The organism is Pseudomonas sp. PAGU 2196, assembly GCF_022179005.1.
Lineage (GTDB): Bacteria > Pseudomonadota > Gammaproteobacteria > Pseudomonadales > Pseudomonadaceae > Aquipseudomonas > Aquipseudomonas kermanshahensis.
In genome coordinates, this window is sequence record NZ_BNTL01000004.1 from 111076 (window position 1) to 127537 (window position 16462).

At 64.3% G+C, this 16462-nt stretch carries 12 protein-coding genes; 6 read left to right on the forward strand and 6 right to left on the reverse strand.

The genetic code is table 11. From position 1 onward, the window contains the following. The first annotated feature begins 157 nt into the window (after positions 1-157). Together MFF34_RS04940 and MFF34_RS04945 are read left to right on the forward strand one after the other, a co-directional pair. Entirely contained in the window at positions 158-2401 is a 2244-nt protein-coding gene (locus MFF34_RS04940; RefSeq protein WP_371918142.1) for a fimbria/pilus outer membrane usher protein, read from the forward strand. Further along, positions 2398-3366 carry a spore coat U domain-containing protein gene (locus MFF34_RS04945; protein ID WP_238210687.1) on the forward strand — a complete coding sequence of 323 codons (969 nt, stop codon included), beginning with the start codon at positions 2398-2400 and terminating at the stop codon, positions 3364-3366. The genes MFF34_RS04940 and MFF34_RS04945 overlap by 4 nt, the downstream gene beginning before the upstream one ends. Positions 3367-3419: 53 nt before the next feature. On the opposite strand, the gene MFF34_RS04950 is transcribed toward MFF34_RS04945, so the two are convergent. Beyond that, positions 3420-4568 (reverse strand): M14-type cytosolic carboxypeptidase, encoded by a 1149-nt coding sequence (locus MFF34_RS04950; protein WP_238210689.1) that lies wholly within the window; start codon positions 4566-4568, stop codon positions 3420-3422. 209 nt (positions 4569-4777) lie between these two features. Between MFF34_RS04950 and MFF34_RS04955 the strand changes: the two genes are divergently transcribed. Beyond that, positions 4778-5743 (forward strand): ABC transporter substrate-binding protein, encoded by a 966-nt coding sequence (locus tag MFF34_RS04955; protein ID WP_099429906.1) that lies wholly within the window; start codon positions 4778-4780, stop codon positions 5741-5743. 133 nt (positions 5744-5876) lie between these two features. On the opposite strand, the gene MFF34_RS04960 is transcribed toward MFF34_RS04955, so the two are convergent. Beyond that, complete coding sequence (locus tag MFF34_RS04960; protein ID WP_238210691.1) at positions 5877-6119, reverse strand: hypothetical protein; 243 nt, start codon at positions 6117-6119, stop codon at positions 5877-5879. Then, complete coding sequence (locus MFF34_RS04965; protein ID WP_238210693.1) at positions 6112-6894, reverse strand: VacJ family lipoprotein; 783 nt, start codon at positions 6892-6894, stop codon at positions 6112-6114. The genes MFF34_RS04960 and MFF34_RS04965 overlap by 8 nt, the downstream gene beginning before the upstream one ends. Positions 6895-7062: 168 nt before the next feature. Between MFF34_RS04965 and MFF34_RS04970 the strand changes: the two genes are divergently transcribed. Beyond that, positions 7063-7776 (forward strand): response regulator, encoded by a 714-nt coding sequence (locus tag MFF34_RS04970; protein WP_238210695.1) that lies wholly within the window; start codon positions 7063-7065, stop codon positions 7774-7776. Next, the gene (locus MFF34_RS04975; RefSeq protein WP_238210697.1) at positions 7773-9128 is read left to right on the forward strand and encodes an ATP-binding protein; all 1356 of its coding nucleotides are present in this window, start codon (positions 7773-7775) and stop codon (positions 9126-9128) included. The genes MFF34_RS04970 and MFF34_RS04975 overlap by 4 nt, the downstream gene beginning before the upstream one ends. Before the next feature lie 14 nt (positions 9129-9142). Here the strand turns inward: MFF34_RS04975 and MFF34_RS04980 are convergent, their stop codons facing one another. The 3 genes from MFF34_RS04980 to dkgB all read right to left on the reverse strand — a co-directional run bounded on the left by MFF34_RS04980 (position 9143) and on the right by dkgB (position 12078). Further along, positions 9143-9607 (reverse strand): nuclear transport factor 2 family protein, encoded by a 465-nt coding sequence (locus tag MFF34_RS04980; RefSeq protein ID WP_027593888.1) that lies wholly within the window; start codon positions 9605-9607, stop codon positions 9143-9145. 340 nt (positions 9608-9947) lie between these two features. Next, on the reverse strand, positions 9948-11129 hold the full coding sequence (locus tag MFF34_RS04985) for an MFS transporter (RefSeq protein ID WP_027593887.1): 1182 nt from the start codon (positions 11127-11129) through the stop codon (positions 9948-9950). Between the two features lie 145 nt (positions 11130-11274). Then, positions 11275-12078 carry a 2,5-didehydrogluconate reductase DkgB gene (dkgB, locus tag MFF34_RS04990; protein WP_238210719.1) on the reverse strand — a complete coding sequence of 268 codons (804 nt, stop codon included), beginning with the start codon at positions 12076-12078 and terminating at the stop codon, positions 11275-11277. Between the two features lie 288 nt (positions 12079-12366). Between dkgB and MFF34_RS04995 the strand changes: the two genes are divergently transcribed. Beyond that, positions 12367-16395, forward strand: a complete 4029-nt coding sequence (locus tag MFF34_RS04995) for a leucine-rich repeat domain-containing protein (protein WP_238210721.1) — start codon at positions 12367-12369, stop codon at positions 16393-16395. Positions 16396-16462 lie beyond the last annotated feature (67 nt).

Genomic DNA, 16462 nt, shown 5'->3' on the forward strand with positions numbered 1-16462 from the left:
CGGCTGAATGAAGGGCAGGGGCCAGGGAGGACCCGGCAATGGTCGGAAACCGTGTGTGAAATGGCTGTCGGCGACGCCGCGCCGCTGGTGCCTGGGGCTGGCCCTGTTCGGCCCCTGCCTGGCGCTGGCCGACGACCTGCCGCCACCACCCACGGAGATGTCCGCCATCGCCGACGCCACGCTGTACCTCGACCTGCTGGTGAACCAGATGCCCAGGGCTGAACTGGTGCCCGTGCAGCAACGGGCCGGGCAACTGTTTCTGGGCAGTGATGTGCTGCGCGCGGCCGGCATCAGCCTGCCGGGCGACCCCCAGGGCGAGGTGGCACTGGATGCCGTGCCAGGCCTGCACGCCGACTACGACAGCCAGAACCAGCGCCTGCTACTGCAGGTGCCGCCGGCCTGGTTGCCGGACCAACAGGTGGGCGATCGCAACCTGTACCCGGCCAGCGATGCGCGCAGCAGTTTCGGCGCCTTGTTCAACTACGACCTGTACCTGAATGACACCGATGAGGGTGGCACCTACCTGGCAGCCTGGAACGAACTGCGCCTGTTCGACAGCTGGGGGACGTTCTCCAGTACCGGCCAGTGGCGCCAGTCGTTCAATGGCGCCCAGGCCGACCAGTCGCGCCAGGGCTTCCTGCGTTACGACAGCACCTGGCGCTTCACGGATGAACAACGGCTGCTCAGCTACGAAGCCGGTGATTTCGTCACCGGTGCCTTGCCCTGGACCAGCGCGGTGCGGGTCGGCGGCCTGCAACTGTCGCGCGATTTCGCGGCTCGTCCGGACCTGGTGACCTACCCGCTGCCCGCATTCGCCGGAGAGGCGGCGGTACCGACTTCGCTGGACCTGTTCATCAACGGCTACAAGTCCAGCACCACCGAGCTGCAGCCCGGCCCGTACACCCTGACCAACGTGCCGTTCATCAACGGTGCAGGCGAGGCGGTGGTGGTAACCACCGACGCCCTCGGCCGGCAGGTGTCGACCACGCTGCCGTTCTATGTCACCAGCAGCCTGCTGCAAAAAGGCCTGTCGGACTTCTCGGTGGCTGCCGGTAGCCTGCGCCGCGATTATGCAGTGCGCGATTTCAGTTACGGGCCAGGGGTCGCCTCGGGGAGCTTGCGCTATGGCCTCAGCGACAGCTTTACCCTAGAGAGCCACCTCGAAACCGCCGAGTCACTGGTGCTGGGCGGCTTGGGTGGCAACATGCGCCTGGGCAACTTCGGGGTGCTGAATGCGGCCTTGGCACAGAGCCAGTTCGACGGCGAGAAGGGCCATCAGGTCGCCCTTGGCTACCAGTACAACAGCCAGCGCATCGGCTTCAGCTACCAGCGCCTGCAGCGCCATGGCGACTACGCCGACCTGTCGCGGGTCGACAGCCCAGACATGCAGTTGAGCCAACGCAGCGAGCAGGTCACCGTCAGCCTCAACCTCAATGAATATGGCAGCCTCGGCGCTGGCTATTTTGACGTACGCGCCGCAGACGCTTCGCGCACGCGCCTGATCAACCTGAGCTGGAGCAAGCCGCTGTGGGGCAACAGCAGCATCTACCTGTCGGCCAACCGCGAAATCGGTGACAGCCAGTGGGCTGTGCAGGCGCAACTGGTCATGCCGTTCGACCTTAACGGTACCCTGGCGTTAAGCGCAGAACGCAGCAAGGAAGGCGAGGACCTGCAGCGGGTCAACTACAGCAGGGCGGTGCCGGTGGGTGGCGGCGTCGGGTACAACCTGGGGTATGCCACCGGTGGCAACCGCGATGCCTATCGCCAGGCCGATGTCACCTGGCGCCTGCAGTCGGTGCAGTTGCAGGCCGGTGTATACGGCAGCAGTGGCGAGATGACCCGTTGGGCAGACGCCAGCGGCTCGCTGGTCTGGATGGACGCCGGGGTGTTCGCCGCCAACCGCATCGATGACGCCTTCGTGGTCGTCAGCACCAACGGCTATGCCGATGTGCCGGTGCGCTATGAGAACCAGCAGATCGGCCGCACCGACAGCAGCGGCCATTTGCTGGTGCCGTACAGCAGTGGTTACTACCGGGGCAAGTATGAGATCGACCCGATGGACCTGCCGCCTGACATCCTGGCACCCGAAGTGGAGCAGCGTGTGGCGGTGCGTCGTGGCAGCGGCTACTTGCTGGAGTTCCCGCTCAGGCGCGTGCTGGCGGCGAGTATCGAGTTGGTGGACGCTAACCAGCAGGTGATCAAGCTCGGCAGCCGAGTGACCCACGAGGAAAGTGGCAGCCAGGCGGTGGTTGGCTGGGATGGGTTGGTCTACCTGGAGAACCTCTCGCCGCACAACCGCCTGCAGGTGGCGCTGGAGGGCGGAGGGCAGTGCCAAGTCGAATTCGACCTGCCTGAAGGCGCAGGCTCGGTCCCCTTGATCGGCCCATTGGTGTGCCGATGAAGACCTGGCAGCGAGGGTTGTGGGCGTGCGCGCTGCTGCTGCCGGCAGGTGCGGCGTGGGGCAAGTGTTTGTCGGTGCCAACCTCGCCCGCAGCGTTTGGCACCATCAGCTCGACGCTGGTACGTAGCACGATACAGACCGCCTTCAGCAGCAATTCGGGGTTGCAGTGCAACGGCTCGGTGCTCAGTGTGCTCGGCAGTGGCGATACCTTCAAAGCGACCATTCTGCCGGCTACCGGAGGTTTGGTCGGCCCCACCGGTGACGTCATCCCCTACACGCTGTATGCCGACAGCAGCACCAACTACCCGATCACCCGTGGCGTGGCCTTCGATTTTGCCCGCAACGGCATTCTTGACCTGCTCGGGTTGCTCAACGGTACACCCAAGGCGGTGCCGATCTACATGCGCACGCAGCTCAACAGTAACGTCGCGGCAGGGCTTTACCAGGAGACGCTGAGCGTCAACTGGGCCTGGAACTACTGCGATGGGATAGGCATTGGCGGTTTGTGCATCGGCCGAGATAACAGTTCCGGCACTCAGTTTCTCACGGTCAGCCTGACGGTGAGCAACGACTGCCAGATCACCACACCCACCATCAGTTTCGGCAGTGCGCCGGTGGTGTCGGGGTTTGCCACGGTGAACCAAGGCGTGAGCCTGTCATGTACCAAGGGCACCAGCTACACGGTGGGGCTGGATGACGGGCAGAACGTGTCGGGTGGGCGGCGCAGGATGAAGTCGGCGGCCAACAACTACCTGGCCTACGATATCTTCAAGAGCGCCAGTACAGTGCGCTGGGGCTCGGTCACCGGTGCCCGGCGTTCGAGCAGTGATGCCGATATCAACCCAGGGGTGGGTACGGGGACAGGCAGCCAGGTGTTCAACTACAACGCCAAGGTGTACACCGACCAGGCCACACCGCCGGCGGCGAGCTATACCGACAGTGTGACGCTGGACGTGCAGTTTTAGCGTTCTACTGAACCTGCCCCTTCGCGGGCAAGCCCGCGAAGGGGCCTTGAAGGTCAGCGCAGATCGTCAGCCATCTTCAGCAATGTCTCCAACACTGCCCCTGCCAGTGCCTTCGACCGCGCCCCTGACCATCCGGTAACGGCATTGGGTGCATCGTCATGGTCCTTGAAGGGCATTTCCAGCGTCAGTGACAGGCAGTCATGGGCCATGCCCACCGCATTGCACGCCAGCGTGGTATTGGCTTGCCCAGGCTCATCACGTGTATAGCCATGCACGGTCTGGAAGTCCGGGGTCACGCTGCACAGCGTGCTCCGGAACTGCTCCTCCAGCTTAGCCAGGCGTGGTGTGTAACCGGGGTTGCCCTCGCACGCCGCAGTGAACACATGGGGGATCTCTTCATCCCCGTGCACATCGATGAACGCATCCACCCCGTACTGCTTCATCTGCGCCTGGGCAAAGAACACCTCAGGGCTGAACTCGACGCTGGCGTCCTGCCAGGCACGGTTGAGGTCCTTGCCCTTGAAGTTGGTGCGCAGATGCCCGAGGAAGGCGCCGTCCGGGTTCATGTTGGGGATCAGGTACAGGTCGGCTTTTGCCAGCAGTTGCTGCACCCGGCCATCGTTGGCTTGCAGGCGGTCGATCACGCCCTCCATGAACCACTCGGCCATGTGCTCGCCCGGGTGTTGCTGGGCAATCAGCCACAGCTTGCGCTTGCCGGCTGCGCCGTCGCCTGCACGCAGCAAGGGGATGTCGCGCCCTTGCACACTGCGGCCGCTGGCCAGCAGTTCGACACCGGGGATCTGCTTGGCGCGCTCGATCAGTTGATTGTGGCGCGCGCGCGGGTAGGGCTCGAAGTAGGCGAACCAGATCTGTTCCTGCTCGGCAGTCACTTCGAATGACAATGCCTTGCCATCGAACTGGCTGGGTACGCGGAACCAGGTCTGCTGGTCGTAGGAGGCCACGGCGTTGTACCCGGCCCAGGCATTCTTGTAGGAGGATTCGGAGGCGTTATCCAGGCTGAAGCGATGGACCTGGCCCGGCGTCAACCCGCTGACCTTGAAGTGAAACCACTGGAAGTGGCCGCTGTGGGTGTCCGGCCGGATGGCCAGGTGGACCTTGGCAGGGTTGCTGGCATCCAGTACCTGGATGTTGCCGGAATCGAAATCGCAGTCGATCTGCAGGGGGGACAGCGTCACGGTCATCGCCGGGCTCCTTGACGGGCTTTGTTGTGGGGTTACTGTACACCGGTTGCGCGCTTGAGTGATGCAGGTGGCCTGTTGCTTCAGGTGTCGAGGGTTCGATAGTCACTGGTTTGTGCTTTGTTTTGCATATTAGGTTATCGCTAAAATTAATTTCATTTATTAATTAGCTGCCGCTAGAGTCCAGGTTCCCTACCTGCAAGGAGCCGCGGATGTCCATCCGATCCCACCTTCTGATGATTGCCGCCAGTGCATTGCTGGCGACCCAAGCCTTCGCAACCGAACGCCTGACCCTGCGCATTGGTGACCAGAAAGGCAACATGCGTGCGCAGCTGGAGGCCGCCGGTGCCTTGCGCGACTTGCCCTACGACATTCAATGGGCCGAGTTCCCCGCCGCTGCGCCCTTGGCCGAGGCGCTGAATGCTGGGGCGATCGATGCCGGCATCATCGGCGATGCACCGTTGCTGTTCGTGCTCGCCTCCGGGGCGCCGGTGAAGGCGATCGCCGTCGACAAGTCCGACCCTTACGGCACGGCATTGTTGGTGAACCCCGACGCGCCCTTCAACAGCGCCGCCGACCTCAAGGGCAAGCGCATCGCCACGGGCCGCGGGTCGATTGGCCATCACCTGGCGCTCAAGGCGCTGGACCAGGCTGGCCTGTCGGAAAAGGACGTGGAGTTTCGCTTTCTCGGCCCGGTCGATGCCAAGATTGCCTTGGCCAATGGCGCGGTGGACGCCTGGTCGACCTGGGAGCCCTACACCGCGCTGTCCGAGTTGAGCGGTCAGGGCAGGGTGCTGGTCAATGGCCGTGGCCTGTCCAGCGGCAACAGCTTCCTCGCAGCCACCGACAGCGCGCTGGAGGATGCGCCACGCCGGGCCGCACTGCAGGACTACCTGGCACGCCTGGCCGGCGCCCAGGTCTGGGCGTATCAGCACCTGGACAGTTATTCGAAAACCCTCGCGGCGATCATCGGCTTCCCTGAAGAGGCCGCGCGCCTGCAGTTCGAACGCCGCCAATTGCGCTGGCAGGCCATCGACGCCACCACCATTGCCGAACAACAGGAAACCGCCGACTTCTATAAGGCCCACGGCCTGATGAGCCAACGGCTGGATGTGGCACCGACCTTCGCCAGCGGCTTCAGCGTGCCCGCAGCCGATGCACTGGCCGCTCAACGCTGACCCTGTGGCGGGCTTGCCTGCGAGAGGCCACGGCAGTTACAGGGTTTCTCCGTAGTCGAAGGCGATCACCGACAAACAGATGGCGCCCTTGCTGCTTGCCGCAGCCAGCAAGATCACGCTCTGAAGCTCCTCTTCAGGATGGCTCGTGCACCAGGCTTTGCCGGGCCATCCATTTCAGCAGCGTTGTGATGGGCACACGGCGGTGCACTTCGTGACGCTGCTGTGCAGCAGCGCCGTCGCCCGTGCGCTCGCGATAGCGGCTCAGAATCAGATGCTGGCCATCCTCGGAAACCCGCGCCTCGAGCTCGTGCAGCACCTGCTGGCGAGTGTCGCGCTGCAGACGCCTGAACAACACCACCGGCTGAGCATCATTCATCGATGGGCACCCCTGTGCAGCTCGCTGGCCGTTTGCCAGGCGCGCCTGCCTTGCCTTCGGCTACCCACTCGGCGCGCTGTTGGGCGGTGTAGTCACGCACGGCCAGGTAGTAATCAGGCAGGATGCGCAACGTGTCGGTAACCGGCAGCGCTTCGGCGCGGCCATCCACCACACTGCCTGCCATGGCCACATTGCCCAGGGTGTCGACCGTGTCGCTGTTGTCGCCGAACGGGTCGACCGCCAAGCTCAGCAAGCTGCCGGTCGCATCGCGCAGGTTGTGGGTGCCCAGCAGCGGCAGCTCGACGATCGGGCCATCGGCAATGTTCCACACGCCGAAGGTTTGGCCAAAGTCCGACGTGTGCCGGGGTAGCCCCATTTTCCCGGACACATCGATCAAGCCGGCGACGCCTAGGGTCGTGTTAAACATGAAGCGCGTCAGGCTGGTCATCGCCCGTTCGCCGTTGCCTTGCAACAGGTCGTTGACCAAGACCTTGGGTTCGCCGAAGTTGGCGGCGAAGTTGTGCACGCCCTGCCGGGTGAAATCAGGCAATGCGCTATAGCCACGGGCGACCGGTGCCAGCAGGTAATCATCGACACTGCGGTTGAAGGCGAACACGGCGCGGTTGGCGGGCTCGGCGGGGTCGCTGAGCTGATACGCCACAGGGCCACAGGCACTGGCAGGTGGCCGCTGGCTGCAGCCGCCGGCAGCGAGCAATGACAAGGCCAGTAGCGCATGGCGGGCTGAAAACCAGGCAGTGGGGGTAGCGGTGGGCATGGGCACATTCCTGACAAGAACTGGCGCCGATGGTGTGGCCGGTTGATTGCCTGGGAATGTCTGGATTATTGCCCGGCTGACGCTTTGTTTCCGGGTTGAAATATATGACGACAGCCCTGGGATGGCCGTAAAGTAAGCCTTTACTCCCTCTGTTCGCGGTGCCCTGGTGTGAGCCATTTGCTGATTGTCGACGATGATGTCGAAGTACTCGACCTGCTGCAGAAGTTTCTCCGCCAGCACGGCTACGAGGTCGATGTAGCCAGTGATGGCCAAGGCCTTTGGCAGGCACTTGAACGGCGCGTGCCGGACTTGGTCATTTTGGATGTCATGCTGCCGGGCGACAGTGGTCTGGTGCTGTGCCAGCGCTTGCAGGCCGAGTACAAGGTAGCGGTGATCATGCTCACCGCCATGGGCGAACTGAGCGACCGTGTGGTGGGCTTGGAGCTGGGCGCGGACGACTACCTGACCAAGCCGTTCGCCGCTCGCGAGTTGCTGGCCCGGGTGCGGGCGGTGCTGCGCCGGGCAGGCGAGAGTCTGGGCAGCCCAGTGCCTGCCTCGTCGCGTGCCGTACTGGAATTCTCTGGCTGGCAGCTGGACGTGCTGCGACGTGAGTTGCGCTCGCCGGAGGGGGTCATGATCCCCTTGTCCAACGGCGAATTCGAGCTGCTGCTGGTGTTCGCCGAGCACCCCAGGCGCGTGCTCAGCCGCCAGCAACTGCTGGACCTGGCGCGTGGCGAAGCGCACGAGGCCTACGACCGCAGCATCGACGTGCAGGTGAGCCGGCTGCGGCGCAAGCTTGAGAGCGACGGCGACAGCGAACCGTTGATCCGCACCTTGCGCAACGTCGGCTACCTGTTCACCGCCAGCGTGACCAAACGATGAGGCTGCTGGCCTGGGCGCGCAGGGCCCTGCCACGGCCACGCGTCACCATTGCCCGCTGGATCGCGCTCACTACCCTGGCGGCCATGCTCAGCCTGCTGCTGCTCAAATGGCTGTTCAGTGTGCTGCTCAGCGTGTGGGCGCAGCCGCCGTTGCTGGAAAGCGGCTTGATCGAGAAGGTTGCTACCGTCGCCCGCATGGTCGACGCCGCACCTGTGGCGCAGCGGCCGACCTTGGCCAGCGCCGCAGGTGATGTGTCGTACAGCGTGCAATGGCTACTGCAGCGGGACGAGGCCGGTTTGCCAGCCCTGGTAGATAACGAATTTCACCAAGGTGCGCCGACATTGCGCGCACTTCTGGCGCGCCCGGACGCGCAGATCGAAGTCTACGGGCCGTCCGACTTGCCCGCGCAGGCGCAACCGCGTGGCTATGCGCTTCTGATCGAACTGTCAGACAAGTCATGGCTGCTCTATCGCGCCACCGACCGCAGCTGGGGGCTGGATGAACTGCCGCGCAACCTGATCATTGTGGCGCTGATGATCGTCTCCAGTCTGGCGCTCGCGCTATTTGCCACACGCTACCTGGCCCGCCCTCTGGAGCGCTTCGCCGAAGGTGCGCGGCGCTTTGGCAAAGACTTCAACGCGCCACCGATCCCAGTGGTCGGCCCTTACGACCTGCGCCAGGCCATTCTGGCTTTCAACGCCACCCAGGCCCAGCTCAAGCATTTTCTCGACGACCGCACGCAGATGCTCGCGGCGATTTCCCATGACCTGCGCGCCCCGTTGACACGAATGCGCCTGCGCGCCGAGTTCATCGAAGAGGGCGAACTGCAGGCCAAGTTGTTCAAGGACGTGGACGAGATGCAGGCGATGGTCGACGCCGCGCTGCAGTTTTTCCGCGATGATGCACGGCTGGAGCCGGCCACGGCGTTCGACCTGGGCGAGCTGTTGTCGACCGTGGTCGACGACTTCAAGGATGCGGGGGTGGACATCGACCTCAGCGGGCCGCGCCGGTGGGTCTATGTGGGCCGCCCCATTGGTATCAAGCGGGTGATGGTCAACCTGATCGAAAATGCGGTGAAGTACGGCACCGAGCCGACGGTGCAGTTGGCGATCACTGACGAGCAGATCATCATCCGCGTTCTTGACCGAGGCCCGGGCATCCCAGAGCACTTGCAGGCATGCGTTTTCGAGCCCTTCTACCGCATCGAAGGCTCACGCAACAAGGACACCGGCGGGGTCGGCCTGGGCTTGCCGGCGGCGCGCGCCATCGTCCTCGAACAGAGCGGTAGCGTGACCCTGAGCAACCGCCAGGGCGGTGGGCTCGAGGTCACGGTCACGCTGCCTGTCGGCTGACCCACCGGTGGCGATCAGAGGCCCAGGTCACTGAGCCCGGGGTGATCGTCCGGGCGCCGCCCCAGGGGCCAATGGAACTTGCGATCCGCCTCGGCGATAGGTTGCTCGTTGATACTCGAATGGCGGTTCTGCATTAGGCCATCCTCGGCAAATTCCCAATTCTCATTGCCATAGGCACGGAACCACTGGCCGCTGTCATCGTGGTACTCGTAGGCGTAGCGCACGGCAATGCGGTTGCCGGTGAAGGCCCACAGCTCCTTGATCAGGCGATACTCCAGTTCATGGTTCCACTTGCGTGTCAGAAAGGCCTCCACCTCGGCCCGACCACGGGGGAACTCGACACGGTTACGCCACACGGTATCGGGCGTGTAGGCCAACGCCACCTTGGCGGCGTCGCGGCTGTTCCAGCCGTCTTCGGCAAGACGGACCTTTTCGATGGCGGTTTCGCGGGTGAAAGGGGGCAGCGGTGGGCGGGGCATCGTAGGCACTCCTCAGGTGGTTTATAGCTAGGAGCGTAGTCATCGAGGGCGGTACAGGGAATCGGCGTGCCCGGCACTTCATAATTGCGGGCGGCGGAATAATGTTGGGATGCGGAGGTCGCAAGTGAGTCCCTGACTCTGTGGGGGCAGCTGTCTTGTGGTGCTTGATCCGGCCTCTTCGCGGGCAAGTCGGACCGCCGCACCTGTGGGAGCCGGCTTGCCGGCGATGCAGGCGACGCGGTTTATGGCACCGGCTTTGCCGGTGTTCGCCGGCAAGCCGGCTCCCACGGGGCCCTGCTAAATCAATGAAACATCTCCTCTAGGGGAGGTTCTCAGGGGTTTAGGCTGCGCCGTCCAGCGCTGTGCCCGTCGCCTTGGCGCGCCCGCCGAGCCATACCAAAAGCAGCCCCGCAGCCGCCAGCAGCCCACCTGCCATCGGTACCGCCGCGTAGCCCAGGTTCAGGCTGATCACCCCACCCCCGAGCGCAGCGCCCACGGCATTGCCAAGGTTGAATGCGCCGACGTTGATCGAAGAGGCCAGCCCTGGAGCCTCGGCGGCGGCGGTCATGACGCGCATCTGCAGTGGCGGCACTACGGCGAAGGTGAACACACCCCACACCAGCAGCGCGAGGGCGGCGCCCAGGTGGCTGCCCAGCACCAGTGGCATCAGCAGCATGATCACCGCCAAGGCACCCAGGAAGATCCGTGCCGCGCCGTCCAGTGACCAATCGGCCAGGCGGCCGCCGAGGCTGTTGCCCAAGGTGAAGCCCACGCCGATCAGGACCAGCCCGAGGGTGACGAAGCTGTCCGAGGCACCGGTCAGCTCGGCCAGCACCGGCGCCACGTAGGTGTACAGGGTGAACATGGCGCCGGCACCCAGCACGGTGGTGGCCATGGCCAGCAGCACGCTGGGGCGGGCAATCACGGCCAGTTCCTTGCGCACATGGGGCACGCTGCCGCGTTCGCCCTTGGGCAGGGCGTACCACAGCGCGGCCATGGCCAGCAGGCCGAGTACCGCCGTGCCGGCAAACGCCATGCGCCAGCCGACCTGCTGGCCGACCCAGGTGGCGGCAGGCACGCCGCCGATATTGGCGATGGTCAGGCCCATGAACATGGTCGCCACGGCGCTGGCTTGTTTGTCTTTGGGCACCACGCTGGCAGCAACCACGGCGCCCAGGCCGAAGAAGGCACCGTGGTTGAGGCTGGTGACCAGTCGGGAGGCCAGCAGCGTGTAGTAGTCCGGCGAAAGTGCCGACAACAGGTTGCCCAAGGTGAAGATGGCCATCAGCGACATCAGCGCGGCGCGCTTGCCGAAGCGGCTGAACAGCAAGGTCATGATCGGTGCGCCGACCATCACGCCGATGGCGTAGGCGGTGATCAGCATGCCGGCGCTGGGGATGCTTGCATCGACGCCTTGGGCGATCACGGGCAACAGGCCCATGGGGGTGAATTCGGTTGTGCCGATGCCGAAGGCGCCGATGGCCAGGGCGAACAGGACCCGTTTGGGAGAAAGCGTACTCATCGAGCGCTCCGGATTGGATGAAGGGGGGAGGAGCAGCCTTGTGCTGCGAAGAGGCCGGTGAGCACAGCGAAGATTCATGCTGGGTTCACCGGCCTCTTCGCAGCACAAGGCTGCTCCTACAGTGCAAGCGGCAGCGGCGGGTCAGTCAGTCCCAGGCTGGCGCCAGGCCATCCGGGCTGACTTCACGCCCGTTGCGTTCGAGCGTGGCGATGCGCGCCATGTCGTCGGCGTCCAGGCGCAGGTCGCGGGCGAGCAGGTTGCTGGCCAGGTTCTCGCGTTTGGTCGACGACGGGATCACCGCATAGCCCAATTGCAGGGCCCAGGCCAAGGCGACCTGCGCGACGGTGGCTTTGTGCTTGGCGGCGATCTCGGCCAGCACCGGGTCTTTCAGGACCTTGCCATAGGCCAGGGTCATGTAGGAGGTGACGGTGATGCCCTGATCCTGCAGGAACGCGGCCAGCTTGGCATTTTGCAGGTAAGGGCTGAGCTCGATCTGGTTGGTGTCGATTTCGCCCTTGCCAACGACCGCGATGGCCTGCTGGGTCAGGTCGATGTTGAAGTTGGACACACCGATCTTGCGCGTCAGTCCTAGCGCTTTGGCCTCAGCCAGGGCTGCCATGTACTCGGGCAGCTCGACGCCATTGCCCGGTGCCGGCCAGTGGATCAGCAACAGGTCGACATGGTCGGTACGCAGTTTGGTCAGGCTTTCGCGCAGGCTGGGGATCAGCTTGTCGGCGGCGTAGTTGTCGACCCAGATCTTGGTGGTGATGAACAGCTCGCTGCGCGGCACGCCGCTTTCGGCGATGGCTTGGCCCACTTCGGCTTCGTTCTTGTAGATCTGTGCGGTGTCGATGGCGCGGTAGCCCAGCTCCAAGGCCGACTTGACCGAATCGATGACCGCTTGGCCGGTGAGGCGGAAGGTGCCCAGGCCGAAAGAGGGAATGCTCATGGAAGTGCTCCTGATCAGTGAGAGGTGGATCGAATGAAGGCGAGTGGCCCGGTTCGATACCTGTTCGAGTGGGGAGCAGTGTGCGGGTTTCAGATGAATTGATTAAGGCGGGTCTGCGCCAAGGTCATTTGACCTGTAGTCACGAATGGGTGGGATGACTTTGATCGCGGCGCATGCAATCGAAGCCGTTGCACGCGCGGGCTCACGCCTCGGTTGACATAAGTACTGCGGATGCTCGACGCAACACTGCTTAGCTGCGGCCTGAACTCTCAATCGTAAAGGCTGCCAATGACCACCCCGTCGCCACAACCCAATCTCGTCGACACCCTGATTGCAAGCCGCCTGCCCGCGTGGCTCAGCACCGTGTCTCTCGACCACCTGGGCAAGTTGCGGGCAAGCCTGCAGCAGCAACAGCGCACCCAGCATCGGCTGGCAGCGCTGTTTGCGCGTATTGCGCCACTGGATACATTCGCCCAGGCGCTGCTTGACCGGGCATTGAGCGAACGGCAGTTGCCGGGGCTTGATGTTCGCCAGCTGAAGTTGCGCCACACAACCCTCATTCCAAGCAGCTCCGTAGCGCCCGGGGGGCTGGGTAACGCGGTGCGCGAGGTCAGTGAAGTGACGCTGCTGGCCGCCGCGCTGCACAACTTCGCTGCGCAAGAAACCTCGCCTGCCGGCAGCCTGCAAACCCGGGTGATCGTGGATGCTCAAGGGGCAGTGCAGGCGCTGAGCCCAGAGGCCTTTATTACGTTATGCCGAAGCGTGGATGTCGGTGGGCAGTACCAGCGCCAGCTTGAATCTATCCTGCTTGCATCGGGGGACGAGGGCACGCGGGTAGCTGCGTTGCTCGAAGAAGGCGGCCGCGCCAACTTGGAGGCCGACGTGCGGCTGGCGGCAATCAAGGGTGAGATCGACGAGCGCACGTACCTGCAGTGCCTGCCGATCATCTCCAAGGCTGCCGCAGTGGCGTCCGACCCGACCCGATTGTTGCCGTTCGAGCTTCGTGTGCTGGGCAAGGTGCTGCACGGGGTCGTGGCGTTCGAAGCGCGTCGCGAGGGCGTGCCGAATGCGCCACTCGAAGGGGTCGTGCTGTGGGTGCCGGATGATGCCCAAGGTGCGCTGCGGCGATTCGATTCGTGGGCGGCGCTGTGGCGCAGTTTGGGCGAGAGGTGCCGGGTGAATGGCTATCCGGCCTTCATTCAGCGGTTTGTCAGCGAGCGCGACCGGCTTGCCTTCAACCAGGCGCTGCGCCGCTTGTTGCAAGCCCGAACGGGCGGCCTGGCGCTGCAGCTCGATGGCCGCAGCCAGGCGATCGAGCAGCCTCTGTTTCAGCATCTGCGTCAGCGGCGCCTCGCTATCGTGCTTGACGATGCGAGCGTGCTGGCCACGCCGACCGCCCAGGTAAACCAGGCCGAGCGCGAACGGCGCAAGCACGATTATGAACGTGCTGGGCTTGATCTGTTGGGGCTGGCCAGCCTGTTCGTCCCCGTGCTGGGCCTGCCGTTGCTGGGCATCGCTGCGCTGCAGATCACCGATGAAGTCTATGAGGGGTACGCCGACTGGCAGCTCGGTGATCGTGAGGGGGCACTGAACCACTTGTGGGGTGTTGCTGAAGACCTGGCGGCGGGCGTGGCATTGGCGTCGATCGGTGTGGCCGCGGGGCGCTTGATCGAACGATCTGCCTATGTCGATGCACTGGTGCCCGTGCTGACCGAACGCCATGACCTGCGCCTGATCGATGCGACCTTGCCCGGCTACGCGGTGCCCGATCAGGGGTTGGCCGTTGGCGAGCGAGCGCAAGTGGCCGGCCAGGTGCGATTGCGCACCCACGTGGCGACCTATGAGGTTGTAGAAGATGCCCAGGGGGCCGGGCTGCGCATCCGTCACCCCGGCAGGCCGGGGGCGTACTCGCCCTTGCTCGACAGCAACGGCGAGGGTGGGTGGAGTCATCAGTTGGAAACCCCGCAGCACTGGCAAGGGGCGCCGCAGTTGATGCAGCGCTTGAACAGCGCGTGGGCGTCGCTCGACCCTTTGACGGCCGAGCGTGTCATGCACACGACCGGCTTTGATGAAGCGCGCCTGCGGCGCCTGCACCTTGAGCATGCGCCAGCACCGGCACGGTTACACGACGCCTTGCAGCGCTATCAGTTGCATGCGCAGTATCCTGAATTGCACGGCGATGCCTTCGAGCTGCACCTGAGTGGGCTGCAACGCCCCCTGGAGGCGGCAGAGCAGCTGTTGAAACGTGACTTCCCGGGCCTTTCCCCGCGCGCTGCGCGGCAGATCACCCAGCGCGCCGGGCCTGATGAGGTCGAGCGCATGATCGGCACCCAGCGCGTGCCGCTTGCCTTGGCCAGCGAAGCGCGCTGGCTGTTGCGTGACAGCCGCCTGGACCGTGCCTGCGCAGGCTTCTATCAAGCGGCGGCGGTGAATGCCGACACCGAGCGGTTGGCATTGGGCCTGCTCGCTGATGTGGCGCCCTGGGCACAAAGCGTGCGGGTCGAACTGCGCAATGACAGCCCGAGCGGGGACCTGCTCGCCCACGTCGGGGCAGAAGGGGCCGCTGACGTGCGTTACCTCATCAGGCGCGGCCAGGGTTACCAAGCGTCGCCTGCAGCCAGCGAAAATGACACCCTGTTCCAGGCACTGTGGTGGCACCTCGATGAGGCGCAAAAACAGGTGCTAGGTGAGGGTGGCCAGACGGGCGAGCAGCTTGGGCATGCCTTGGCAGTGCGGGCCGGTGAGCAACGCGAGCGTGCGGCAATGCTGCTTGGCATGGTGCCGAAGGAGGGCGCGATACGTCCGCCCGTGCGCTTCGGCGATGGTCGGCTGGGCTACCCACTGAGTGGTGGCGATGCCCTGCGCCCACCGCGCGGTCAGGTGCTCACCACGGCAGATATGCGCGCTCGCCAGTCCATTCGCGCCGGGCTGCACCAATTGTTCCCGCACCGCCCGGCACAGGATGTGATGTGGCTGGCGCTGCAGCTGGCGCAAAGGCCTGGGCGCACGGTCTGGGCAGCCTTCAGTGAACTGGCCAGGCAGGTCGAACGCCTCGACTTGAGCTTGCGCGCTTGGCGGGGGCAGGCCACGGCCGTCAATTACCATCGACGTCAGCGCGTCGGGCAAATGATTCGCGAGGCCTGGGAGCCAGATTTCTATGGCCCTGGCGGGGTCGATGAGTTGATTGTACGCAACGAGCCTGTGGGCAACCTGCCCGTGCTGCCGGCAGATCTTCACTTCGGGCACCTGCACAGACTGTGCTTGAGCAATGTCGGGATGAGCGCGCTGGAGGGGGATTTCCTCGGCCGCTTCTCTCAGTTGCGAAGCTTGCAGTTGAGTGGCAACCGGCTGGTGGAGCTGCCTGGGCTAGGCAGCCTGCGTCGTTTGGTCAGCCTGGATGTGCAGCATAACCGGTTGACTACCCTCGAGGGGGTGCAGCACCTGTCGTCATTGACCCAACTGATCGCGAACGACAACGCGCTCACGCAGGTGCCCGGTTTGGCAACCCTGACCCGGCTCACGCGCCTGGACCTGCGGGGCAACCAGCTGGCGGTGCTTGACGGTGTGCAGGGGCTGACGCTGCTGACCCAACTGGACCTTAGTGACAACCTGCTGTCAGCACTTCCGGAGCAGATTCACCGGTTGATCCGGCTGCAGTACCTCAACCTGAGCAACAACCAGTTCACGTCGCTGCCAGGGGGTATCGAGCGCATGGTCGGCCTGACCCAGTTGAACCTTTCAGGTAATCGCCTTGGCGAGCTACCGGGCACACTGAGCGGGCTGACCAGGCTGTTGCAGCTGCACCTGGCCGAGAACAGGTTGCGCAGCGTACCTGCGGTGATTGGCAATATGCCCAGCTTGAGAATCCTCAATTTACGCGGCAACCAGCTTGAGGCGATACCCGAGGGTTTGGAGCGGCTGCGGCAGTTGACCGAGCTGTACCTGGGGGACAACCAGATCGTCATCGACGTGGTAGGCGGCCAACGGCTGGAAGCGTTCAGCGAGCTGCGGACGTTCAGTTTGAAGGGCAACCCGATAGGCATGATCCCGCCACTGCGCAACCTCGACCACTTGCGCCATCTGTCGCTGCGCGCGACCGGCTTGAGTGAGTTTCCCTTGGTGTTTCTGGAACGTCATGCCCAGGTGTACGTGGACCTCGCCGACAACCTGATCGTCGAGCTGAGCGAGCGAGCATTGGCGTGGATTCGGCAATACCCCAACCGGCTCAACCTGAACAACAACCCCCTTGATGAGCAAGACCTGGCGCGTTGGCGGGCGGCGTGGGCGCGGTTTGACACACTGAGCCAACGCGGCTGACGCCGCTGTGGGCGAGGTGCTTTGCATAGTTACCGCAAGCGCCTCGCCCTGCACTGGTGCAATCGCA

Bases quoted from the DNA above. Each gene is read 5' to 3' on its own strand.
- MFF34_RS04940 (WP_371918142.1), top strand. From the start codon at position 158: ATGTCCGCCATCGCCGACGCCACGCTGTACCTCGACCTGCTGGTGAAC.
- MFF34_RS04945 (WP_238210687.1), top strand. From the start codon at position 2,398: ATGAAGACCTGGCAGCGAGGGTTGTGGGCGTGCGCGCTGCTGCTGCCG.
- MFF34_RS04950 (WP_238210689.1), bottom strand. From the start codon at position 4,568: ATGACCGTGACGCTGTCCCCCCTGCAGATCGACTGCGATTTCGATTCC.
- MFF34_RS04955 (WP_099429906.1), top strand. From the start codon at position 4,778: ATGTCCATCCGATCCCACCTTCTGATGATTGCCGCCAGTGCATTGCTG.
- MFF34_RS04960 (WP_238210691.1), bottom strand. From the start codon at position 6,119: ATGAATGATGCTCAGCCGGTGGTGTTGTTCAGGCGTCTGCAGCGCGAC.
- MFF34_RS04965 (WP_238210693.1), bottom strand. From the start codon at position 6,894: ATGCCCACCGCTACCCCCACTGCCTGGTTTTCAGCCCGCCATGCGCTA.
- MFF34_RS04975 (WP_238210697.1), top strand. From the start codon at position 7,773: ATGAGGCTGCTGGCCTGGGCGCGCAGGGCCCTGCCACGGCCACGCGTC.
- MFF34_RS04980 (WP_027593888.1), bottom strand. From the start codon at position 9,607: ATGCCCCGCCCACCGCTGCCCCCTTTCACCCGCGAAACCGCCATCGAA.
- MFF34_RS04985 (WP_027593887.1), bottom strand. From the start codon at position 11,129: ATGAGTACGCTTTCTCCCAAACGGGTCCTGTTCGCCCTGGCCATCGGC.
- dkgB (WP_238210719.1), bottom strand. From the start codon at position 12,078: ATGAGCATTCCCTCTTTCGGCCTGGGCACCTTCCGCCTCACCGGCCAA.
- MFF34_RS04995 (WP_238210721.1), top strand. From the start codon at position 12,367: ATGACCACCCCGTCGCCACAACCCAATCTCGTCGACACCCTGATTGCA.